Below are 21687 nucleotides of genomic sequence, written 5' to 3' on the forward strand. Positions count from 1 at the left end.
AGCTGAACGGCAGGTTCGACGACGAGACCGGCACCCGCGCCAGCGCCCTGCTGGACGCTCTGGCCGAACGCCGCACCGGCGACGAAGGCCCGGACGTGCGGTCCCCGCAGCACCGCTACGGCGACGCCTTCTCCGACGCGGTCGACCTCGCCCTCAACTCCCCAGACCTGCCCATGCAGGCCGGTGAACGCGCCCACGTGATGGTCGCCGTGTCCCTGGAAGACCTGAAGACCGGTGTGGGGCGTGCGACCTTGGGTGATACCGGCTCGATGTCGGCGGCTGAGGCCCGGGTGCATGCCTGCGACAGCATGATCATCCCGGCGGTGCTGGGTGAGAAGAGCGAACCTCTCAACCTCGGCCGTCTCCGCCGCCTGATTTCGGCGGGTTTGCGCCGTGCCCTGTTCTTACGGGACCGCGGGTGTGCGTTCCCGGGCTGTCATCGCCCACCTCGGCATTGTCAAGGTCACCATGTCCGGCATTGGGCCGAGGGTGGTCCCACCGACCTGGGTAATCTGGTGTTGCTGTGCGCTCACCACCATCGGTTGTTGCACCGCTCGGGGTGGGAGGTCCGCATCGCCGCCGATGGCTTACCGGAGTTCCTGCCACCGGTGTTCATTGACAGGCGCCGAAAACCTCGGCGCAACAACATTCACGAACCGCTGCCATTCGCAGCCTGAGGTAGGGGTAGGCCCGCAGCCCAATGGCTACGGGCCTACCCTCACGGCCGCCTGTTCAACTCCATCGCGGACGAGGGCCTGGGTCTTTCTGCGGCAGGTTGAGAAGTGCTGTCTGTCGAGTGTCGCCGCCGGCTCGCACGTTCACGTCGCCGCAAAGATGGGCGCCTCACGGCAATGCGCCAGCAACTGGGGCAACCGCTGGCGCCGCCATGCTGTCAACGGAAATACTCCTCCAGCCGCGTCGCCACCTTGCTAGCGCCGAAGACATCTGCCAGCAACCCCACTACTGCTGGAATTCAACCTCCAACCTCACACCGACGTCATGGCCCGCCGCACTTGGCGTGCGCAGCGCAGTCGATGGCCTCGGTGCAGGCGAGGAACTTCGGCCCACTGGCGGTCAACAGGTCGGCCCGAAGCGTTCCCGCCAACGCCAACGCCAACGCCAACGCCGCAACGGCCGCCATCGCAACCGCCCAGGCCGCAATCGCCCGCCCCGCACCCCCCGGGGCCGAACCGTCGCTGCGATCGCCACCGCCTCGGCCGCAGCTGCGGAATCCGAGTCACCACCTCCACCACCCCAGCGGCCGCCGAGCCAAGCCGGTAACGATGCACGAGCCATCCGGCGCCCCGCCCCCGCCAACCCGACCAGCAGCACCCGCTCCGACCCCAGTCAGGCCGTCGAGATATCGAAGGAGTGATCCAACCCCTCATCTCCACCACGCCGAGGACCGTCTCTGCAGTTCAGCCCCCTCACCGGGCGCGGTCGTCCACCACCGGCCGTGCTTTGCCCGTGCAGTGCAGGGATCGTGGTCTTTCGGGCATCGGGGCGGCGGTGCCGACGCCCGCTCTTGCGGCACTGCTAATGTTCGTCAGGGAGCTTGCTTGAAGGTTTGATGAAAAGGATCCGGCGAGGGGAAATGGCGGAGCGGTTCGAGTTCGTCCTCGAGGTCGTCGAAGCGCTCGTCGTCGGCAAGGCGACCGGGGGCGATGTCCGGCGGTACCCCTTGCGGGCCGGGAATCTGCCCGCCGATCCCGTGCGGTTCGTGCGGGTTGCGCGGCAGGTTTACGATGCGCTCGAGGAACGGCGGCTTTCGGTCTCCGGTGAGCTGCACCCCGGTGTGCGGGCCGCGTTCGAGCTGCTCGCCGAGCCGCGGGTTTCGGTGGCCGTCAGCGGGATCGACGGGCTGGGTGCCGATGTTGCCGTTCTCGTCGTCAGCGACGGGGCGCAAGCGCTCGGCATCACGCAGGCTCCGGACAGCGATGACCTGCTGTTCTCGCTGTTCGCGGACGAAGACCTCGTCGAGGTCGTCACCGGCGTGCTGCCGCCGGCGCCCGCCGCGACCACCGGGAGGCACGTCGTGCACCGGGCCGCCGGGCGGGAGGTCTCGGCCATGACCGCGAAGCGGCTCGCGGACGCCGAATTCGACGAAGAAGAGACCGACGCCTTCGGGATGATCGAGGTCAAGGCCGTGGTGCGGCCGGGGCGGCGTCCTCCGACCCCCAAGACTTCGGATGTCGCCGTGCTCGAACGGGTGCTCGCCGAACCTCGGCTGGGGGGCGGGCACATCGCCGTCAGTGCGCAGGGACGGCGCGGTGAGCGGCTCGCCGGCGAACCGCTGAGCTGGCTCGACACCGCCGACGGTCGCTACCTGGTGCACACCAGGACCGGCGAGTCCGGTGAGCTGACGGCGGAGTACGTGCCGGCCGGGCGGGCCGATCTCGCGCGCGCCATCCGCGACGCCATCGCGGCTGTCTACTGACCGGGGAGGAACAGTCCTGATGACGGAAGAGATCGCGGCGGCGGCCAAGATGCTCCAGGCCACCTCGGAGATGCGGTCGGCCACGGCTCCCGAGGCGAAGATGATGGCCACGGTGCGCGTCGGCCTCGCCGGTACCGAGCTGAAGCGGCTCGCCCAGAGCGGCGGCTTCGCGGTCGACGACACCACGGGCAACCAGCTGATCGAGTCACTCGAAGGGGTGCTCGAGTCGCTCGAGGCGCGGTGGGCCGGCCTGCAGCGGCTGCACGACGCGCCGGCGATGAGCCGGACCGCCACCGGGCAGTGGGTCTCCGCGCACATGGTCAGCACCGCCGCCGACGACCACGGCCTGCTCACCCAGCTGCAGGCCGCGCGGCAGGAGTTCCCGACCTACATCGAGGCCATCAAGCTGGCGAAGAAGAACTACAAGGCCCGGGAAGAGGACACGCGGGCCATGCTCGCGGCGATCCCGCCCGCCGACCACAGCTGAGGGAGACCGTGGCACCCACCGCCCAATCCGTGTCGGACCCCTCGTCCCCGGACTACAACCCGCGCAGCCCCCTCTACGACGTCACCGCCGACTCGTCGTCGAAGTACTACGTGGGGCCGCTGACCGCGGACAAGTCGCCCTCGGGCGACCAGATCCGGGAGATGGCCACCCGGCAGGTCGACGACGAGATCCGGCGCGGCTGGCTCGGCCCGGTCGTCGACCCCGTGCTGCGCGACCGGAAGATCCAGGACCTCTACGAACAGCACCTCGCCGACGCCAAGCACGGCCTCGACGAGGGCCTCACCATGCGCGAGACCGGCGGGGCACCGCGAACGCTGTGGAACAACGCCAGCCACGAGCAGATGAACGAAGCCATCACGCTGGACGCCAACTCGGCGACCGTCGCGGAAACGTCGGAGGAGTGGGTGCGCGTCGGCAACGACCTCGGCACCCACCAGAAGACCCTCGCCGACGCGATCAACGCGAGCACCGGCAACTGGCAGGGCGGCGCCGGTGACGCCGTCCGCGAGCACCTGGCCGGCGTCGGCAAGTGGCTCGGCGCGACCGCACAGGGCGCGACCCTCGCCGGACGGCAGCAGGAGATCCACTCCCAGGCGCTCAACGAGACCCAGCGGCAGATGACCGCCAACCCGCCGGTGCAGTTCGACCTGCAGTCGACCAACCAGCGCCTGATGTCGATGACCGACCCGGTGCAGTACGCGGCGGCCGCGGGCGAGGCCATGCAGACCTACCGGGCGCAGCAGGCCGCACGGGACCACGCCGCGCAGATCCTGACGCAGTACGACGAGACCATCGGCGGCGCTGTCGCCACTCCGAGGTTCCCTGCCCCGCCGAAGCTGCCGACCGCCACGGCGACCAGGGCCAACACGGTCGCGGGGGGCGGTTCCGGCGCGGGCGGCGCCGACCAGCCGCTGCTGGCGCGGACCGAGGCGGAGCAACGGACGGCGGGGACACTGGCCGACGTGAACGCAGCGGGCCTGAACGGCACGGGTGCCGGGGGCGGCGCAGGCGGCAGCGGTGCCGGCGTGCCCGGCTTTTCCGGCAGCGGACTCCCGGGCAGTGGTATCCCGGGCAGTGGCATTCCAGGTAGTGACATCGCCGGCGGCGGCACCCCGGGCGGTGGCATTCCGGGCACTGACATTTCAGGCAGTGGTATCCCAGGCGGTGGCAACACAGGTTCCGGATTCTCCGGCGGCGGCATCCCCGGCGGCGGCATCCCCGGCGGCGGAGCGGGTGGCGGTGGCGCGGGCTTCACGCCGCCGGCCTTCGACGTCCCCGACACGCCCACCGGCGGCAACTTCAGCGGGGCCGGCATCCCCGGCTCGTCGCTGCCGCACTTCGACGACTCGACGACGTCGTCCGGGTTCTCCCCGTCCGGCATCCCGAACACGGGGGGCACCGGCGGCAGCGGCTTCACGCCGCCGAACATCCCGAACATCCCGGATATCCCGAACAGCGGGGGCGGCGGCCGCGTCGGCAACCCGATCCCCGGGTTCACCCCGCCCGGCATCGACCCGATCACCGGCCTGCCCACCGGCACCGGCGGCCTCAACAGCCCCGGCCTCAACACCCCCGGCGGTGCCAAGCTGCCGACCATCGGCCGCGGCGGCGGGATCAACGGCGACAGCATCGCCAGCCGGCTCGGCGGCTTGGGCGGCGGCAGTGGCAGCGGTGGCGGATCCCTCGGCGGGATCGGCGGCGGTTCCGGGGCCGGTGGCTCCGGGACCGGTGGTGCCGGTGCGGGCGGCGCGAGCTCGCGCGGCGCGGGCAACCTGAGCGGCGGTGCCGCCTCCGGCGCGGCCGCGGAAGCCGAAGCGGCCGCGGCGCGCAACGCGATGTCGGGCCGCGGTGCGGCCGGCGCGGCGGGGTCCCCCGGTATGGGCGGCATGGGTTCCGGCGCGCGCGGCGGCAAAAAGGAAGACGACAAGGAACACAAGTCGGCCGACTACCTCGAGAGCGACGACCCGAACTTCTTCGCGGGCGAACAGGTGGTCGCACCCCCGGTGATCGGTGACTGGAAGAACCAGGATTGGAAGTGAGGGCATGACGGCCGCCGGCTTCGAGGTCGAACCGGACGACCTGGTCGCGCACGCGAGTCACGTCGAGGGGCTGGTGGACCGGCTCAACACGGCGAGCTCGGCGGCCGACACGGCGATGTCCGACCACGCCTACGGGCTGCTGTGCGCGTTCCTCCCGCCGATCATCCGCCCCACGGGCGAGAAGGCGAAAGAGGCGCTGACGGCGTCGACCGAAGGCGTGCGCGGGCTGGCGGACAACGTCAAGACGGCCGCGCAGTCCTACCGCGATGGTGAAGAGGGCAATGCGCAGCCGTTCGAGCGTCAGCTCGCGGCCGCGCCGCGCGAGGTGGAAGCGAAGGTGCGGTCATGACGGGACCGAACGGGCTGGGCGACCTGATGCGGGACCCCGACGAGACGATCCGCCGGATGGACGACTGGGCGGCCGGGTTCGCGGCGAAGGCCGAGCGCTACCAGGCCGCGCAGGAGAAGACCGAACGGCTGCGGCTGACCGCGACCAGCTCCGACGGCGCGGTCAAGGTCACCGTCGGTGCGGACGGCACCGTCACCGACCTGACGTTCTCGAACAAGGTCAAGTCGTTCCCGCTGGACGAGCTGTCGCGGCAGATCCTGACGACGATGCGCCGGGCGCAGTCCGGTATCGCCGACCGCGTGGCCGGGGTGATGGCCGAGCAGCTCGGCGACGAGGACCGCGAGACCCGCGGCGCCCTGCTCGACTCCCTGCGCGGCCGATTCCCCGGCCCGGACGAACCGGACGAGCAGGCACCCGCCGCGCCGGGGCCGGTACCGCCGTCCCCGACGGGTGGCGCGGGCGTCCCGCCGGCCCCCGCGGCTCCGCAGGCCTCCCCGCCGCCCCGGCGGCCCGCCGCTTCCGACGATGAGAACAACAACCCGTGGTGAACCCGTTGGTGGCGGACACCAAAGACTCCACGAAGGCCTATTCGGGGATTTCGCTGCTTGAGTCGGCGAACGACCTGAAGTCCGCCATCGAGAGCGGGGACTGGGCGTCGGTGGCGCTCGGTGCGGTCGGGACGGCGCTGGACGCGTTGTCGATGGCGATGGACCCGTTCGGCGCGATCCTGGCGGCCGGCGTCGGCTGGCTGATCGAGCACGTGGGCCCGCTGAAGGAAGCCCTCAACGGACTCACCGGCAACGCCGACGAGATCGCGGCCCAGTCCGAGACGTGGAAGAACGTCGCGGCGGAGCTGGGCAGCATCGGTGAGGACCTGACCGGGATGGTCAAGGCGGACACCGCGTCGTGGACCGGCAACGCCGCCGACGCCTACCGCCAGCGGGCGCAGGACACGGTGACGCTGCTGGAGACCGCGCAGAAGGGCTGCGAAGGCGCGTCCAGCGGCGTGAAGACCGCAGGTGAGGTCGTGGCCGCGGTCCGGGCGCTCGTGCGGGACATCATCGCCGAGCTGGTCGGGCACCTGATCAGCTGGGCGCTGCAGGTCGTGTTCACCCTCGGCATCGGGATGACCTGGGTCGTCCCGCAGGTGATCAATGCGGTGGCGAAGACCGCGTCGAAGATCGCGGACCTGGTCAAGCGGCTCGTCACGGCGTTGAAGGCCCTGGTCCCGCTGCTCAAGCGGGCCGGCGACCTGTTCGCGGACGCGGCGAAGGCCATGAAGAACATCAAGCCGGGCAAGGCCGCGCCGCCGGCGAAGCACGCCGACATCCGGGGCAATCCCCGGGACCTCGGCGGCCCCAAGGGCAAGGGCGGCTCGGACGCGCCGCCGCCCAAGACGGATCCGCCGCCGAAGACCGACCCACCCCCCAAGACCGATCCGCCACCGAAGGGCGACAGCACCACCGCGTCGGGCGCGAAGGCGGACCCGCCGCCGAAGACCGACCCCCCGCCCAAGACGGATCCGCCGCCGAAGACCGACCCGCCGCCGCGGAGCCCGGACCCCGTGCCGGACGGCCCGACCGGGTCGCGCGGCGGGGTCGACGGGCCCCCCGGGGGCGGCAAGGGCAAGGAGAAGTCCCCGCCCCCGCTGAAGGACGAGACGCCGAATCCCCGGTCGCAGGACAACACGCGGTGCGTGACCGACCCGATCGACGTCTCCACCGGCCAGATGGTGATGAGCGAGGTCGACGCCGAGTTCCTGGGCGTGCTGCCCCTGGTCGTCGAGCGGACCCACTTCTCGGCCCACCAGGCCGGCCGCTGGTTCGGCGCGAGCTGGGTGTCCACTTTGGACCAGCGGCTGGCGGTCGACGACACGGGCCTGACCTTCGCGGCGTCCGACGGCACGATCCAGAAGTACCCGCACCCGGTCGTCGGCGTCTGGACCACCAGTGACCAAGGGCCCGACCGGCGTCTCACCCGCACCGAAGACGGCGGCTACCTGATCGAGGACTTCGAGCGGGCGCTCGTGCTCTACTTCGCCCCGGGCCGGGGCGAGCTGCCCCTGACCTCGATCGGCGACCGGCACGGCCACCGGATCGAGTTCGTCCACGACGAGCACGGCGTGCCGACCGAGATCCGGCACAGCGGCGGGTACACCGTCCGGGTGGAGACGGCCGGCGGCCTGGTCGCGGCGCTGCACGCGGCCTCGGCCGACGGCACCGAGGTCGAGCTGCTGCGCTACGGCTACACCGACGGCGCGCTGACCGCGGTGACCAACCCCTCCGGGCAGGCGTTCCGGTACGGCTACGACGCGGCGGGGCGGATCACCGGCTGGACCGACCGCAACGGCGAGTGGTACCGCTACACCTACGACCGCCACGGACGGTGCGTCCGCACCGAGGGCGCCGGCGGCTTCTTCACCGGCACGCTGGCGTACGACACCGAGAACCGCATCACCTACTCGACGGACTCCCTGGGGCATTCCACCGAGTTCCACCTGAACGAAGCCGGTCAGGTCGTCAAGGAAGTCGACCCCCTCGGCGGCACGATCGTCAACGAGTGGGACGCCCACGACCGGCTGCTGCGCCAGACCGACCAACTCGGCCGCACCACCGCGTACGCCTACGACGATGCGGGCCACCTGACCGCCATCACCCGGCCGGACGGCGCCGGGATCACCTTCGAGCGCAACCGGTTCGGCCTGCCGCTGACGATGACCGAAGCGCCCGGTGTGGTCACGCGCTGGGAGTACGACGAGCGCGGCAGCCTCACCGCGGTGACCGACCCGGCCGGTGCCACCACCCGGTACACCTACGACGGCGACGGGAACGTCTCGTCGATCACCGACGCGCTGGGCCACACCCTGCTGGTCGAAACCGACGCCGGCGGGCTACCGGTCGCGACCACCGACCCGCTCGGCCGGTTGACCCGGTACGAGCGCGACCTGTTCGGCCGCATCCGGGCCGTCACCGACCCGTCGGGGAGCGTGGAGGGCTTCGGCTACACGGTCGACGGACGGCTCTCGTGGCACCGGCAGCCGAGCGGCGCCGTCGAGCGGTGGATCTTCGACGGCGAAGGCAACAGCGTCGCGCACACCGACGCGGCCGGCGCGGTCACCCGGGCGGAAACCACGCACTTCGACCTGCCCGCGGCGGAGATCCGCCCGGACGGCAGCCGCGTCCGGTTCTCCTACGACACCATGCTGCGGCTGACCGCCGTCACGAACGAGCAGGGTCTCGTCTGGCGCTACGAGTACGACGCGGCCGGGAACCTGGTCCGCGAGACGGACTTCGCCGGCACCACGGTGGACTACCGCTACGACGCCGCGGGGCAGCTCGTCGCCCGAACGCACGCGGGGGAGACGACGACCTTCCGGCACGACCCGGTGGGCAACGTCGTCGAGCACACCTGCGGGCCGGTCACGACGCGGTACACCTTCAGCACCGCGGGGCACCTGCTGGAGGCCGACGACGGCCGGAACCGGGTGACGTTCCAGCGCGACGCCGCGGGCCGGGTGACCGCCGAAACGGTGAACGGCCGGACGGTGGAGTCGGCCTACGACGCACTGGGCCGCCGGGTCCGGCGCCGGACACCGTCCGGCGCCGAGAGCGTGTGGGAATACGACCCGCTGGACCGGCCGCTCGCCGTGCACACGGCCGGCCGGACCCTGCGCTTCGAACACGACCTCGCCGGCCGCGAGGTGCGGCGCGTCCTCGACTCCGGCGCGGCGATCAGCCAGGCGTGGACGCCGGACGCCCAGCTGCTCTCGCAGACCATCACCGGCGTGGCGGGGCAGCTCAGTCAGCAGCGCTCGTACGCGTACCGGCCGGACGGCGCGCTGACCGGTGTCCAGGACCGGCTCACCGGGCCGCGGGGCTTCACGCTGGACCAGCGGGCCCGGGTCGTCGGCGTGCGGGCGCCGCGCTGGTCCGAGCGGTACGCCTATGACGCCGCGGGCAACGTCACCGAAGCCGTCTGGCCCACGTCGGCCGACCAGGACGCTCTCGGGGCGCGGTCGTTCGAAGGCTCGGTGGTCCGGACGGCCGGGCGGATCCGCTTCACCCACGACGACCGGGGCCGCCTCGTGCGCCGGGAGAGCGAAGGGGCGGGAATCTGGCAGTACGCCTGGGGCCCGCAGGACCGGCTCGCCGGGGTGCGGACCCCGGACGGCACGCAGTGGCGGTACACCTACGACCCGCTGGGCAGGCGGATCGGCAAGGAACGGCTCGCGCCGGACGGCATCGGCGTCGCCGAGCGGGTCGAGTTCACCTGGGACGACCAGGTGCTGGTCGAGCAGGCCCACACGGACGCCACCGGCACCCGGGTCACCGTGTGGGACTACGAGCCGGACAGCTTCCAGCCGCTGATCCAGCGGGAACGGCTGTTCCGCTCGCCGCAGGAGCTCGACGGCGAGCAGTTCCACGTGGTCGTGGCCGACCCGGCGGGTGCGCCCACCGAGCTGGTCGACGACCGGGGCGCCGTCGCCTGGTTCTCCCGGCTGAGCCTGTGGGGCACCACGGTCGAGGAGACCCGCACCGGGACGGGCACGCCCCTGCGGTTCGCCGGACAGTACTTCGACGCCGAAAGCGGGCTGCACTACAACTTCTTCCGGTACTACGACCCGGCGACGGGGCGGTACGCGAGCCCCGATCCGATCGGCCTCGGCGCCGGGCCCAATCCGCACGCGTACGTCGAGAACCCGCACGCGTGGGCCGACCCGCTCGGACTCGCTCCCCAGAGCTGCAAGAACGGCGGGACGAGCGCGCAGGGCACCGGGGGCGGTGCCGGCGGCGGGAAGCCGAACCTGAAGATCAACACGAACGTCCCGAACAACGTCGTCACCGAGCACTCGCCCGGCGGGCGGCTCTACCAGCAGATGTCGCCGGCCGGCAAGTACGGCGCGAAGAAACCCGCCGGGGGGCAGAAGTACGACCGGCGGACCGCGGCCGGGTACGAAAACCCCAAGCACGACCACGGCAACATGCTTCCCCTGTGGGAGGACGCGGCGTTGTCGCCGGTGCCGGGCGGGAAGAAGCCCGACAAGAAGTGGCTGATGGACCCGAACCGGCGCTTCGACACCAAGCAGCCCGGCGAGAACTACACCGGCGCGAGCGGCAACGAGATCAAGGGCCACAAGAACGGCGTGCTCGGGCACGGCGAGGCCGCCGGCTCCAACTGGAACCGGGAAGGGATGGGCCGGACCCGCAAGGAGAACCTGGAGCACAACCGCCAGGAGAGCACCTACCACGGCATCGAGTCCAAGGAGCGGTCCAACGCGAGTGGCGCGCACGAGGACCGCTACAAGAGCCCGCACCCGAGCGACGGCGCGGACCGGGCCTACTGGGACCGCAACGACCCCGGGTTCGCGAAGCAGGGTGGCCCGTGGCACTCGTGGCAGGAGATCCCTGGTGGCGGGAAGCCGGCCGGCGGTGCTCCGCAGGCGGTCCCGTCCGGGAGCGGGTCGAACTCGGGCCCGGTGCACTCGCCGATGTCGGTCGACGACTCCCCGCCGCCCAAGCGGCGGCGGCGGGACGACTCGGACACCGACATGGGTGACTGACGCGGCCGGGCGCCCGGCTGGGCGCCCGGCTCAGAGGCGGTCCAGGCGGATCGCCTGCGCCATGCGCTCGTAGCCCGCGTCGCCCGGGTGGAGGTGGTCGCCCGAGTCGTAGGCCGGCCGCATCCGGAGCGGGTCGGCCGGGTCACGGACCGCCGCGTCGAAGTCGATCACGCCGTCGAACACCCCGCTGGTGCGGATGAACGCGTTCACCGCCAGCCGGGTCGCTTCGAGGGTGTCGTCGTAGACCCGCCAGCCCTTGAACGGCGTGAGCGTGCCGCCGAGGACCCGGATGCCGCGCGCGTGCGCCTGCGCCACCAGCTGGCGGTACGCCGAGGTGATCGCGGCCGGGTCGGTCTGGTGCGGGTCCTGCTGGATGTCGTTGATGCCCTCCAGCACGATCAGCGTCCGCACGCCGCCGACGCCCAGCACGTCGCGGTCGAAGCGGGCGAGCGCGTTCTGGCCGGCGCCGGAGCCGGGCACGTCGAGCAGCAGCCGGTTGGCGCTGATGCCGGCGTTGAGCACGCCGTAGTGGCCGTGCAGCCGGTCGGCGAGGTAGTCCGGCCAGCGGTGGTTGGCCCCGGTGGCCGAGCCGACGCCGTCGGTGATCGAGTCGCCGAGGGTCACGATCGAGGCTTCGGCCCCGCCCTGGACGTCGACGCCGGAGACGTAGTGCCACACGGACGTCTGCTCGGTGTACGGGGCGCCGGACTCGCTGGCGGCGAAGTCGCCGTCCCGCGTGAAGTACGACGTCTGCGCCGCGGCCGGGTGGTAGGTCACCGGCCCGGACTTCGCCGGCACGTAGGTGGTCACGAGCAGGTTGGCGTCGGCGGGCACCCGCAGGTTGACCGGGTCGCTCAGCGCTTCGGCGCCGGACGGCACCACGACGACCGGCGAACCGCCGAAGGTCAGCGACCGCAGGGTGCCCGGCACGGCGTCCGGCCCGCTGCCCTGGACCGCGACGGTGACGTGCCCGAAGGTCAGGGGAGTGGTGCCGAAGGCGTTCGACAGGTGGACGCGGGCGCGGCCGCCCCCGGCGCTGGTGTGCACGACGTTGCGGATCGAATAGCCCGGGTAGCCGTCCGGCGTGTTCGGCACGGCGGCCGCGGGTGCCGCGGCCCAGGTCCCGACCCAGCCGCTCACGACGTGCTGCGCGAGCTCCGGGACAGCGCTTTCCGGGTTGGCGCTGCCGGCTGTCGTGAAGAGGCCCAATCCCGCCAGCACAGCCGCACTCAGGGCCACGAAACGTCGCATGTCCTCACCGTGGCGCGCGGCACGGTGGGTCGGCGACCGCTGATCAGGTGAGGCGGCGGACAAGATCCGGGACAGGAGCGGGGGCGGGCCCGTCCGGGATTCTGGGGATGCCGGACGGGCCCGCGCGAGGTGGCCGTTGCCGCGACGGCCGCTCGCCGGGGTACCCGGTCCCGATCGGGCGGAGGCTGGCCTGATCGTTGCGTCGTGGTGACCCCGGAGGGCGTGTGCGAGACGCCCTCACCCCAAGCACGGCCGCCGGTGCCGGGTGGTTCAGCCCGGTGCCGGGAAATTCCGGCCCCGCTCCCGGACCCGCGGGGGTCAAGCCGCGGCGGCGGGAAGGCCGCTCACGGCGCGGCGCCCGGCGTCGGTCAGTTCGGCGGGGACCCACTGGCCGGGGGCGACGAGCCGGGTGGCTCTGATCAGCCCGGCGCGGGCGAGGTCGTGGGCGGTGCTCTGGTCGCAGCACGGCAAACCGTCGACGCGGAGGTCGGGTTCACAGCTGCAGCGGAGCTCGGCGCGGCCTTCGCCGACCGCCTTGAGCATGGCGATCGCGCGACGGCTCAGCGCGCTCGGAATGGTGGACATCGGTCTGGCCTCTCGATCTGGGGGTGTTCCGGCGGCGAGTGCTGCAGCTCGTTACCTAGGAGTACGCGAGGTACCGGAGGCCGGTTCAGTTCGATCGGTCCGGTTGGCCTCTTGACACGGCGAGAGGCAACGAGCAAGGTCATTCATCGGATGAATTAGCTCCGCCAGCGACAGATGTGCCTGTTGAGGACGACATCTGCCGTCAATCCGCCGTAGTCATCCGATCCCTGGAGGCTCAGTGCCGACCTTCCCCCGCCGCCAAGCTCTGGGCATCGCCCTGGGTGGTGCCGTCGCGCTCAGCGCGGCCGGCCGTACGCCCGCCGGCGCCGCCATCCCCGTGGACGCCGCCGCCGACACCCCGGACACCCCGATCGTTCCGCCCCCGCCACCCGTCCCGGTCGCGCTCGACACCTGGTTCACCAACGACGGCATCGACAGCGCGTCGGCCACCGGTGGCGACTTCGACGGATCCGGCTACACCTTCCCGGCCGAGCACCTGCCGTCCGGGCAGACCGTCACCGCCGGCGGCCTCCCGTTCAAGCTCGGTTCCGCGGCCGCCGGCGCCAAGAACAACATCGCCGCCACCGGCCAGACGATCGATCTGCCGAAGGGCCGCTACTTCGTCGCGTACGTCCTGGTCGCCGCCAGCTACGGCGCCTGCGGCGGCACGGCGACCGTGCACTACGCCGACGGCACCACGAGCACCGGTTCCCTCTCCGGCCCCGACTGGTACACCGGCACCGGCGCCCTCGTCTCGCCGTTCCGCTACGCACCCGGCGGCGTGGTCGACAACAACCCCGTCTCGCTGGCCACCGGCCAGGTCTGGGTCGACCCGGCCCGCGAAGCCGTCGCGCTGACCCTGCCCACGACGGCGAACCCGGCACCGAACGTCTCCAGCCTGCACGTCTTCGCGCTCACCCTCCAGCCGGTCGCCGTGGGCCGCTCGGCCCTCGTCCTCGACGGCCGGTCGTCGGCGAACCTGCTCACCGACGGCGGCCCGCAGGCCGCCGAGGCGACCATCGTGAACGCGGGAACGGTGTGGCTCGGGGCCCGCGACAAGGTCACGGTCACCGTCGACGTCCCCGGTGGCCGGACGACCGTGCCGGCGACCATCCGCGCGCTGGCCCCGGGAGAACAGGCGACGGTGCGGCTCGGGCTCGCCCCGAACGCGTCCGTGCCGCCGGGCACCACCACGAACGGCCAGATCCGCGTCACCGCCGGCCGGGGCACGCTCGCCACCCAGCAGGTGCCGATCACCCTCGGCGTCCCGGACTTCCGGCCGACCGACGCGTCGCTCTCGACCCACCGCGCGCCCTACTGGTTCAACGACAGCAAGTTCGGCATCTTCATCCACTGGGGCGTCTACGCCGTGCCCGCCTGGGCGCCGGTGGGGCAGCAGTACGCGGAGTGGTACTGGCAGAACCAGCAGGACCCGAACGGCGCGACCTACGCCTACCACGCCAAGACCTACGGCGAGAACTTCACCTACGACGACTTCATCCCGATGTTCACGGCGGCGAAGTTCAACCCCCGCACCTGGCTGAACCTGATCGCGGACGCGGGCGCGGAGTACTACGTCCTCACGTCCAAGCACCACGACGGTTTTGCGTTGTGGGACACCAAGGTCAGCGACCGCAACTCCGTGAAGCTCGGCCCGAAGCGGAACATCATCAACGAGCTCTTCGCGGCGTCCCGGAAGTACACACCCCAGCTGCGCAACGGCCTGTACTTCTCGCTGCCGGAGTGGTTCAACCCCGACAACCCGTGGATGGGACACGCGCCGCGCAACCCGTACACCGGCGCGGCGCTGCCCTACACCGGCTACACCGCGGGGAAGGACTTCGTCCGCGACTACCAGGCGCCGCAGGTGCTCGAGCTGATCTCGGAGTTCGACCCGGACGTCCTGTGGTTCGACATCGGCGGCGTCAACGACACCCGCGCGGTGATCTCGGAGTACTTCAACCGCGCGAAGAACCGCAAGCACCCCAAGGACGTCACCTACAACGACCGCGGCGGCATCCCCGACCACGACTTCACGACGCCGGAGTACACGACGTACCCCAACACCGTGGTGGCGAAGTGGGAGGCGAGCCGCGGCCTCGACCCGTTCTCCTACGGCTACAACCGCGCGACCCCCGACGCCCGGTACATGACGGCGGAGGAGGTCGTCCGGACGCTCGTCGACATCGTGTCCAAGAACGGCAACTTCCTGCTCGACATCGGCCCGGACTTCGACGGCACGATCCCGGACGTCATGCAGAAGCACCTGCGGGACGCGGGTGCGTGGCTGAAGGTCAACGGCGAGGCGATCTACGGCACGACGTACTGGTCGCGGATGGCCCAGCTCGGCGACCTGCGGTTCACGGTGAAGCAGAACGAGGCGTTCTACGTGCACTCGCTGACGGCGCCGGGCAGCAGGCTGGTGGTGGACGCACCGGTGCCGATCCGCTCGGGTGACCGGGTGAGCCTGCTCGGGTACCGCGGGAACCTGCACTGGACCGTGGAGAACGGCTCGCTGGTGATCGACGTCCCGGCCGCGGCTCGCCAGGCGGGCCGCTTCACCTGGGTGTTCAAGGTCGCCTGGAGCTGAGCGGTGTCTTCCTGAAACGGGTGCTCGCCCGCGGCCGCGGTGTGCCGCGGGCGAGCCCGCGGACCGCTCAGCAGTCGCTCAGTAGTAGTGCCGCAGCCGGGGCCACGCCTCGGACCACGGCCGCGTCAGCGTGCACAGCGAAAGCACGACACCTTCCTCGTCGTTGTCGACGCCTTCGGCGTTGTGGTGCTTCGCGACCGTGCGGCACCCGGTGATCAGACGGGAGGCGGGCGAGCCGCGGTCGATCCGCCCGACGAGCAGCACCGGGCCGACCAGCCGGTCCGGCGGCGGCCCCCAGTCCGCGTACGACATGTGCGCCGAGTACGCCGGGGGCAGCCCGTGCTCGGGACCGTACCGATCGAGCGCCCCGGCTTCGCCGTAGTTGCCGGTGAAGATCACCGCGGTGTCGCGCTCGGCAGCCGGGATCCGCGCCCAGGCGCCCGCGACGGTGCCGGCGAACTCCGGCCAGCCGACCTGCTCGCCCGGCTCCTTGTTCATCGCCAGCAGCGCGCCGTTCAGCGCGGACACCGGTACCACCGGGAGCCCGACGAGGACGGACACGACGGCGCAGACGGCAGCGGCCACGCCGGTGAGCACCCGCCGCGGCGCCCCGCCCCGGCCCAGCCACCGCAGCACCGGTTCGGCACCCAGGGCGACCAGCGGCAGCAGCAACGGCACCGGGTAGTACGGCTTTCCGCCGAGCACGAGGAGTTCGACGCAGACCACCGGGTAGGCGATCGCCAGCGGGCGGGCCCAGCGCAGGCCGGGTTCGCGCCAGGGCCGGACGAGCCCGGCGATCCACACCGGCACCAGGACGGGGGAGAGGAGGAGCAGCTGCATCGGCACGAACAGGATGCGGTTCTCGGCGCCGTCGTCCTCGCTGATCCCGCCGGCGACGGTGAGCATCGGCCAGCCGTGCGCCGCCTGCCAGAACACCACCGGCGCCGCCAGGACGAGGGCGATCCCGGCGCCGGCCGCGAGCCACCAGGTCCGCAGGACCCGGCGCGGCCCCGCGACGGCCACGCCGACGCCGAGCCCGGACACCAGGAGCAGGACGAGCCACTTGTTCGCGAGGCCGAGCCCGGTGGCGGCGCCGACGGCGAGCCACCACCGGCCGTCGCCGGTGCGCAGCAGCCGCAGGCCGGACAGCGCGATCAGCGACCACAGCAGCACGTCCGCGGAGTTGGTGGCCAGCATGTGCGACACGACCAGGACGTACGCCGACAACGCCGTCGCGATCGCGGTGAACAGCTGGACACCGCGGCCGCCGCCGAACTCGCGGGCGATCAGCGCGACGACCACGACGGTCGCCATGCCCAGCAGGGTCGCGACCACCCGCAGGCCGGCCGGCGTTTCCCCGAACACCGCGGTCGACGCGCGGGCGAGCCACGGCGTGATCGGCGGGTTGTCGACATAACCCCAGTCCGGACGGCGGCCCGCCGCGACGAAGTACAGCTCGTCGCGGTGGAAGCCGTAGCGGCCGGACAGCGCTGTCAGCACGACGGCCTGGACCGCGACGACCGCCCCCACCGGCAGCGCGGCGAACCGCGGCAGGTCCCGATCCGCCCCCATCGCAGTCTCCCCTCGGCGTGCGCCGGATCGTACGCGCCCGATCACCCGGCCGGAGGCGCTTCGAGGAATTCGCCGCCGGCGTCGGCGACCAGCTCGGCGAGGGTCTGCGTCCGGCGGATCGGGGTGAACCCGACGTCACCGCGGGGGGACACGGTGAACCCGTGCACGGCCGGGCGCGGCAGCGTGTTGTACGCGTAGTGCGCGCCGAAGTAGTACGCACCAGTGTCGTGGGCGACGACGAAGTCGCCCGGTTCCAGCAGCGGCAGGGGCCGCTGCCGCGCGAGCAGGTCGCCCGCGAAACACAGCGGACCCGCGATGTCCTGCGGCACCTCCGGTCCGGTCTTCGGCCGGCCCCCGGGGTCGAGCGCGCCGATCCGCAGCGGCCAGTGCTCCGGCTGGAGCACCGTGCGGGCGGCCACCTGGGCACCCGCGTGCGTCACGGCGATGTGCCGTCCGCCGGCGAACTTCGTGTACTCGACCGCGCTGACGAGGAAACCGCTCTTGGCCAGCAGGGACCGGCCGAACTCGGTGACGAACGCGTAGCGCCCGTCGGCCAGGGACGGCACGCGGGCCAGCAGCGTCGCCACGTAGCCGGCGTACGTGGGGCCGGGGTCGTCGGAGGTGAAGTCCACCGGCAGCCCGCCGCCGAGGTCGAGGCTGGTCACCTGCCGGTACCCGGCCTCGGCGTTGATCTCCTCGGCCAGTTCGTGCACCGCGGCGACGCCCGCGGCCAGCAGCTCCGGCGGGCAGCCCTGCGAGCCGACGTGGACGTGCAGCCGGGTCAGCCACGGCCGGTGCGCGAAGGACTCGAGCAGCAGTCCCCGGTTTCCGTGGTCCCGCAACGGAATCCCGAACTTCGACCCCGCCGTGGCGGTGCTCGTGTCGCCGATCCGGCCGGCGCCGACCTGCGGGTTGACCCGCACGCCCAGCACCGACCGCGGCGGGGTCGCGCCGACCAGCCGGTCGAGCCGCGCGAGCTCCTGGAAGCTGTCGGCGTTGACCGCCGTGCCCTCGGCCAGCGCGTGGGCGAGCTCGGCGATCGTCTTGGCGGGGGAGTCGAGCACCAGCCGCGGGCCGCGGAGGCCGGCGGCTTCGGCGACGGCCGTCTCGCCCGGGCTGGCGACTTCGGCGTCGATCCCGAGTTCGCCGAGGAACCGCAGGAGGGGTGCGAGACCGCACGCCTTGGCGGCCACCGTGTGCTGGACGCGCCCGAGCGGCGCGAACGCCTTCGTCAGATCTTCGACGGCTTCCCGGACACCCTCGAGGTCGACGAACCCGGCCATCGGGTCGACGAGCCGCCGGTCCGCCGCGGCGGTCAGGGCGAGCAGCCTGCGGTCGGTGCGGGTCAGGGGGGCGCTGGTCGTGGTCATGGTGCCAGGACAGCAGCGAAGAGCGCCGCCGGTCCAAGACTTCGTCCCGATCGAACCATAGGACAGACCTATGATGACTGCGTGGACCTCCGCCGATGGCACTACTTCGCCGTGCTCGCCGAAGAAATGCACTTCACGAAGGCGGCCGCCCGCCTGTTCGTGTCGCAGCCGTCGCTGAGCCAGCAGATCCGCGCCTTCGAAGCGGACCTCGGGGTCGCGCTGCTCGACCGCACCGGCCCGCGCTTCACGCTGACGGAGGCCGGGCGCATCGCCGCCGCCGAGGCCCGCGACCTGCTCGACCGGCTGGAGCGGGCGCGCGGCGCCGTCACCGCGGCCGGCCGGGGCGACGCCGGGCGGCTGCGGATCGCCTACACGCGTTCGGCGCCCGGCCCGCTGGCCGGCGACCTCGTCGCGGCGTACCGCGAGCGGTACCCGGGCGTCGAACTCGCCCTGGAGACCGGCTGGACCAGCCTGAACCTGGCCCGGCTGGCGGCGGGCGAGATCGATGCCGGGTTCGTGCGGCCGCCGGTCACCGCCCCGGGGGTCGAGGTCGCGGTGGTCGGGTCGGAGGAGGTCCTGCTCGCGCTGCCCACGGGCCACCCGCTCGCTCGCCGCCGCGGCCGGATCCGCCGCACGTGGATCGCCGCCGAGCCGGTGGTGTTCTGGCCGCGGGCCAACGGCCCCGGTCAGTACGACGCGATCAGCGGACAGGTCTGGCCGGGCGGGCTGCCGCCGATCGTCCGCGAGGAACCCGAGGACGAGCAGCTGATGCGCGCGGTCGCCGAAGGCGCCGGTCTCGCCGCGGTGCCCGAACACCGGGCGCGGGCGCTGCGGCGCCGCGGCGTGGTGCTGCGGCGGCTGGCCGACCCGCCACCGAGGATCGACCTGGGCCTGGCCTGGCGGGCCGGCCCGGCGTCCCCGGTGGTGCGGGCGTTCGTGGCGCTCGCCGCCGGGTGGGACGCTAGTCCACCCCGAGCACCGAGCGCACCGCCGTGACCACCTCGGGGTGGCCGAGCGGCAGCGGCGGCGGCACGCGGTCTTCCGGGCTCTCGGTGCTGGAGGCGACCACCCGCACGTCCGTGCCCGCTTCGCGCAGCTTCGAGACGACGTCGTCGTGTTCGGCCAGCCAGGCGTCGTTGGCCTGCAAGGCGTCACCGGACGCGAGGAACGCGTCCGAAGCCGGATCGACCAGCAGCAGGTGCGTGGCCGCGCCCCGGTGCCGCTCGACGAGCTGAAGGGCTTCCGCGGCGAAGGGGCCGCTCGCCACGACGGCGATCTCGGGGTCGGCAGGGCCGGCGTCGCCGAGGAGGTCGTCGGCTTCGGTGAGGGCGCCGCCGGCGGGCACGCGGCACCAGAAGACGGCCCGCGTCTCGGCCAGCGGCCGCCAGGTCGCGGGCAGTTCGTCGCGCTTCCCGGCACCCGCCGGGTCGAGGACGATGATCTTGGGCCCCGACGGGTCGCCTGCGGTCACGACGGACGGTCCTTCGGAGCGGGCAGGATCGATGGACATGGATTCTCCTTACGGGAAAAGAACTTTCGGCGACCCGGCCGGTCAGCGGCGGGGGAGTTCCGGCGTGTCCGTGTCGAGCGGCACGGCCCCGGAGCGGACGAGTCCCAATTGGACGGTCTGGCGGCCGATGAGCGCCTCCAGGAGCCAGTCGGCGGTCGTGCGCACGCGGTTGCCCGGCATCGCCATGAGGTGGTAGCCGCGCGTCACGGCCTTCGCCGGCCGCCCGGACAGGGGCACGTGCAAGGGATTCGCCGCGGCCGCACCGGCTCCGAGGTCGACGACGAAGCCGAGGTCGTGGTGCCGGTAGGTGCCGGGGCGGCCGTGCCCGAGCGACGCCGCGACGTTGCGGCCGGCCAGCTTCCCCTGCCGCTGCGCGTGCTGCGCGGTCATCGCGGTGTACTGGCCGGGGCGGGTGAGGTCGGGCACCGCGGCCGCGTCACCGCAGGCGAACACGTCGTCGCGGCCCGGCACGTTCAGCTGGGGGGTGACCACGAGCCTGCCCTTCGTGGTTTCGAGTCCGAGCTCGGCCACGAACGGGTCCGGCCGCACGCCGACGCACCACACGAGGGTGCGGGCCGGCACGGTGTCCCCGTTCGTCAGCGCGACACCCTTCTCGTCGGCATGGTCCACCGAAGTCTTCATGAGCACTTCGACCCCCCGTGCGCGGAGGACTTCGCCGGCGGTCCGCGCGAGCCGCTTGTCGAGCTCGGGCAGCACGCGTTCGGCGACGTCGAGCAGCAGCCAGCGGATCGGCTGCCCGGCCAGCTCGGGGTGGCGCGCGGCGAGCGCCGCGGTGAACGCGGGACCCTGCGCGGCGACCTCGGTGCCGGTGTAGCCGGCCCCGACCACCACGAACGTGCAGCGGGCGTCGCGTTCGGCGGGATCTTCGGCCGCGGCGGCCAATTCGATCTGCCGCGTGATGTGGTCGCGCAGGTACAGCGCTTCCGGCACACCGCGGAACCCGTGCGCGTATTCCGGGACGCCGGGGATCGGCAACAGCTTGTTGACGCTGCCCGCGGCCAGCACCAGCCGGTCGTACCCGATCCGGTGCTCGTTGTCCTCGGGATCGGTGAACGTGACGTGGCGGGAATCGAAGTCCACGCCGGTCGCCACGCCGAGCACGAGGCGCACTCCACGCAGTGTCTCGGGGATCGAAACGGCGACCCGCCGGGGGTCGAGGATCCCGGCCGCCACTTCGGGCAGCAACGGCAGGTAGAGGAAGTAATCCGTCGGGTTCAGCACGACGATCTCGACCTCTTCGCCGGTTTCCTTCCGCAGGCTCTTCGCCGCGTGGTAACCGGCGAAACCGCCGCCGACGATCACGACACGCATGGATCTCCTTCCAGGGCCGGATATTCGTCCCGAACGGATTACCCGAGGTCCGGGCCGGGAAACCCGCGGGGTTGACCTCTCGCCCCAGGGGCGTACGGTCAGGGGTGTTGGCTGTTGTTCAGACACGTGCTCCGGTCAGCGCCCCTGTATCGCTGAACCAAAGGGAGCGCCATGTACGACTGTTTTCGCACGCTTTACGAACCGTCCGGCCTGACCGTCACCACCACCGAGCGACCCGGCGGAATCCGCGTCCTCACCCTGGTGGGCGACATCGACGCCGCCACGATCGCCACGCTCGACGAAGCCCTCGCCACCGGTGACCGGCTGGTCGTCGACCTGTCCCGGGTCGCCTTCCTCAGCTGCGCCGGTGTCCGGTCGCTGCTGCGGGCGGACAGCCGCACCGAACTCGCCGTCGTGCTCGGCGGCCACGCGGTCACCCGGTCGCTCGAAGCCACCGGGGCCGACCGGATGCTGAAGATCCACCCCGGCGTCGGGCCCGCCCTCGCCGGCCTGGCCCTCGAGCCCGGCCGGGAGGCGTGACCCTGCGGTCACGCCTCCCGCCGTCCACTGTGGTCGGTCATGAA

General features: G+C 72.3%; 16 protein-coding genes. 10 read left to right on the forward strand and 6 right to left on the reverse strand.

Annotation, left to right across the window (positions count from 1 at the left end; translation table 11 throughout):
• The 7 genes from AB0F15_RS34785 to AB0F15_RS34815 all read left to right on the forward strand — a co-directional run.
• On the forward strand, window positions 1–677 hold a 677-nt coding region (locus tag AB0F15_RS34785; protein ID WP_360279908.1), incomplete at its 5' end, for a DUF222 domain-containing protein.
• Between the two features lie 917 nt (window positions 678–1594).
• Window positions 1595–2437: an ESX secretion-associated protein EspG gene (locus AB0F15_RS34790; RefSeq protein WP_360279910.1), complete on the forward strand. Its 843-nt coding sequence runs from the start codon at window positions 1595–1597 to the stop codon at window positions 2435–2437.
• A 19-nt stretch (window positions 2438–2456) separates the two neighbouring features.
• Window positions 2457–2924 carry a hypothetical protein gene (locus tag AB0F15_RS34795; protein WP_360279913.1) on the forward strand — a complete coding sequence of 156 codons (468 nt, stop codon included), beginning with the start codon at window positions 2457–2459 and terminating at the stop codon, window positions 2922–2924.
• Window positions 2925–2932: 8 nt separating this feature from the next.
• Window positions 2933–4984 carry a hypothetical protein gene (locus tag AB0F15_RS34800; RefSeq protein ID WP_360279916.1) on the forward strand — a complete coding sequence of 684 codons (2052 nt, stop codon included), beginning with the start codon at window positions 2933–2935 and terminating at the stop codon, window positions 4982–4984.
• Between the two features lie 4 nt (window positions 4985–4988).
• Window positions 4989–5333 (forward strand): type VII secretion target, encoded by a 345-nt coding sequence (locus AB0F15_RS34805; RefSeq protein ID WP_360279919.1) that lies wholly within the window; start codon window positions 4989–4991, stop codon window positions 5331–5333.
• Window positions 5330–5881: a YbaB/EbfC family nucleoid-associated protein gene (locus tag AB0F15_RS34810; RefSeq protein WP_360279922.1), complete on the forward strand. Its 552-nt coding sequence runs from the start codon at window positions 5330–5332 to the stop codon at window positions 5879–5881. The genes AB0F15_RS34805 and AB0F15_RS34810 overlap by 4 nt, the downstream gene beginning before the upstream one ends.
• A gap of 8 nt (window positions 5882–5889) precedes the next feature.
• Window positions 5890–10893 (forward strand): RHS repeat-associated core domain-containing protein, encoded by a 5004-nt coding sequence (locus tag AB0F15_RS34815; protein WP_360279925.1) that lies wholly within the window; start codon window positions 5890–5892, stop codon window positions 10891–10893.
• A gap of 30 nt (window positions 10894–10923) precedes the next feature.
• On the opposite strand, the gene AB0F15_RS34820 is transcribed toward AB0F15_RS34815, so the two are convergent.
• Window positions 10924–12144, reverse strand: a complete 1221-nt coding sequence (locus AB0F15_RS34820; protein ID WP_360279928.1) for an SGNH/GDSL hydrolase family protein — start codon at window positions 12142–12144, stop codon at window positions 10924–10926.
• Window positions 12145–12462: 318 nt separating this feature from the next.
• Window positions 12463–12729 carry a hypothetical protein gene (locus AB0F15_RS34825; RefSeq protein ID WP_360279931.1) on the reverse strand — a complete coding sequence of 89 codons (267 nt, stop codon included), beginning with the start codon at window positions 12727–12729 and terminating at the stop codon, window positions 12463–12465.
• Window positions 12730–12967: 238 nt separating this feature from the next.
• On the opposite strand from AB0F15_RS34825, the gene AB0F15_RS34830 reads away from it, so the two are divergent.
• Window positions 12968–15319 carry an alpha-L-fucosidase gene (locus AB0F15_RS34830; RefSeq protein ID WP_360279934.1) on the forward strand — a complete coding sequence of 784 codons (2352 nt, stop codon included), beginning with the start codon at window positions 12968–12970 and terminating at the stop codon, window positions 15317–15319.
• 78 nt (window positions 15320–15397) lie between these two features.
• On the opposite strand, the gene AB0F15_RS34835 is transcribed toward AB0F15_RS34830, so the two are convergent.
• A complete protein-coding gene (locus AB0F15_RS34835) occupies window positions 15398–16891 on the reverse strand; it encodes a glycosyltransferase family 39 protein (protein WP_360279937.1) in 1494 nt (497 codons plus the stop codon).
• 41 nt (window positions 16892–16932) lie between these two features.
• On the reverse strand, window positions 16933–18261 hold the full coding sequence (locus AB0F15_RS34840; protein WP_360279940.1) for a diaminopimelate decarboxylase: 1329 nt from the start codon (window positions 18259–18261) through the stop codon (window positions 16933–16935).
• An 81-nt stretch (window positions 18262–18342) separates the two neighbouring features.
• Between AB0F15_RS34840 and AB0F15_RS34845 the strand changes: the two genes are divergently transcribed.
• A complete protein-coding gene (locus tag AB0F15_RS34845; protein WP_360279942.1) occupies window positions 18343–19257 on the forward strand; it encodes a LysR family transcriptional regulator in 915 nt (304 codons plus the stop codon).
• Here AB0F15_RS34845 and AB0F15_RS34850 read toward each other — a convergent pair.
• Together AB0F15_RS34850 and AB0F15_RS34855 are read right to left on the reverse strand one after the other, a co-directional pair.
• Window positions 19223–19771: a hypothetical protein gene (locus AB0F15_RS34850; RefSeq protein WP_360279945.1), complete on the reverse strand. Its 549-nt coding sequence runs from the start codon at window positions 19769–19771 to the stop codon at window positions 19223–19225. The two genes, AB0F15_RS34845 and AB0F15_RS34850, sit on opposite strands and share 35 nt — an antisense overlap.
• A gap of 42 nt (window positions 19772–19813) precedes the next feature.
• Complete coding sequence (locus AB0F15_RS34855) at window positions 19814–21103, reverse strand: NAD(P)/FAD-dependent oxidoreductase (protein WP_360279947.1); 1290 nt, start codon at window positions 21101–21103, stop codon at window positions 19814–19816.
• Window positions 21104–21274: 171 nt separating this feature from the next.
• On the opposite strand from AB0F15_RS34855, the gene AB0F15_RS34860 reads away from it, so the two are divergent.
• Window positions 21275–21643, forward strand: coding sequence for an STAS domain-containing protein (locus AB0F15_RS34860; RefSeq protein ID WP_360279949.1), 369 nt, complete (start codon window positions 21275–21277; stop codon window positions 21641–21643).
• Window positions 21644–21687 lie beyond the last annotated feature (44 nt).

Origin of the sequence: Amycolatopsis sp. NPDC026612, assembly GCF_040638285.1 — a bacterium.
Classification (GTDB): domain Bacteria; phylum Actinomycetota; class Actinomycetes; order Mycobacteriales; family Pseudonocardiaceae; genus Amycolatopsis.

What these genes read in the sequence shown, in the direction of transcription:
- AB0F15_RS34790 (WP_360279910.1), top strand. Translation starts at nt 1,595, where the DNA reads ATGGCGGAGCGGTTCGAGTTCGTCCTCGAGGTCGTCGAAGCGCTCGTC.
- AB0F15_RS34795 (WP_360279913.1), top strand. Translation starts at nt 2,457, where the DNA reads ATGACGGAAGAGATCGCGGCGGCGGCCAAGATGCTCCAGGCCACCTCG.
- AB0F15_RS34805 (WP_360279919.1), top strand. Translation starts at nt 4,989, where the DNA reads ATGACGGCCGCCGGCTTCGAGGTCGAACCGGACGACCTGGTCGCGCAC.
- AB0F15_RS34810 (WP_360279922.1), top strand. Translation starts at nt 5,330, where the DNA reads ATGACGGGACCGAACGGGCTGGGCGACCTGATGCGGGACCCCGACGAG.
- AB0F15_RS34820 (WP_360279928.1), bottom strand. Translation starts at nt 12,144, where the DNA reads ATGCGACGTTTCGTGGCCCTGAGTGCGGCTGTGCTGGCGGGATTGGGC.
- AB0F15_RS34825 (WP_360279931.1), bottom strand. Translation starts at nt 12,729, where the DNA reads ATGTCCACCATTCCGAGCGCGCTGAGCCGTCGCGCGATCGCCATGCTC.
- AB0F15_RS34835 (WP_360279937.1), bottom strand. Translation starts at nt 16,891, where the DNA reads ATGGGGGCGGATCGGGACCTGCCGCGGTTCGCCGCGCTGCCGGTGGGG.
- AB0F15_RS34840 (WP_360279940.1), bottom strand. Translation starts at nt 18,261, where the DNA reads ATGACCACGACCAGCGCCCCCCTGACCCGCACCGACCGCAGGCTGCTC.
- AB0F15_RS34850 (WP_360279945.1), bottom strand. Translation starts at nt 19,771, where the DNA reads ATGTCCATCGATCCTGCCCGCTCCGAAGGACCGTCCGTCGTGACCGCA.
- AB0F15_RS34855 (WP_360279947.1), bottom strand. Translation starts at nt 21,103, where the DNA reads ATGCGTGTCGTGATCGTCGGCGGCGGTTTCGCCGGTTACCACGCGGCG.
- AB0F15_RS34860 (WP_360279949.1), top strand. Translation starts at nt 21,275, where the DNA reads ATGTACGACTGTTTTCGCACGCTTTACGAACCGTCCGGCCTGACCGTC.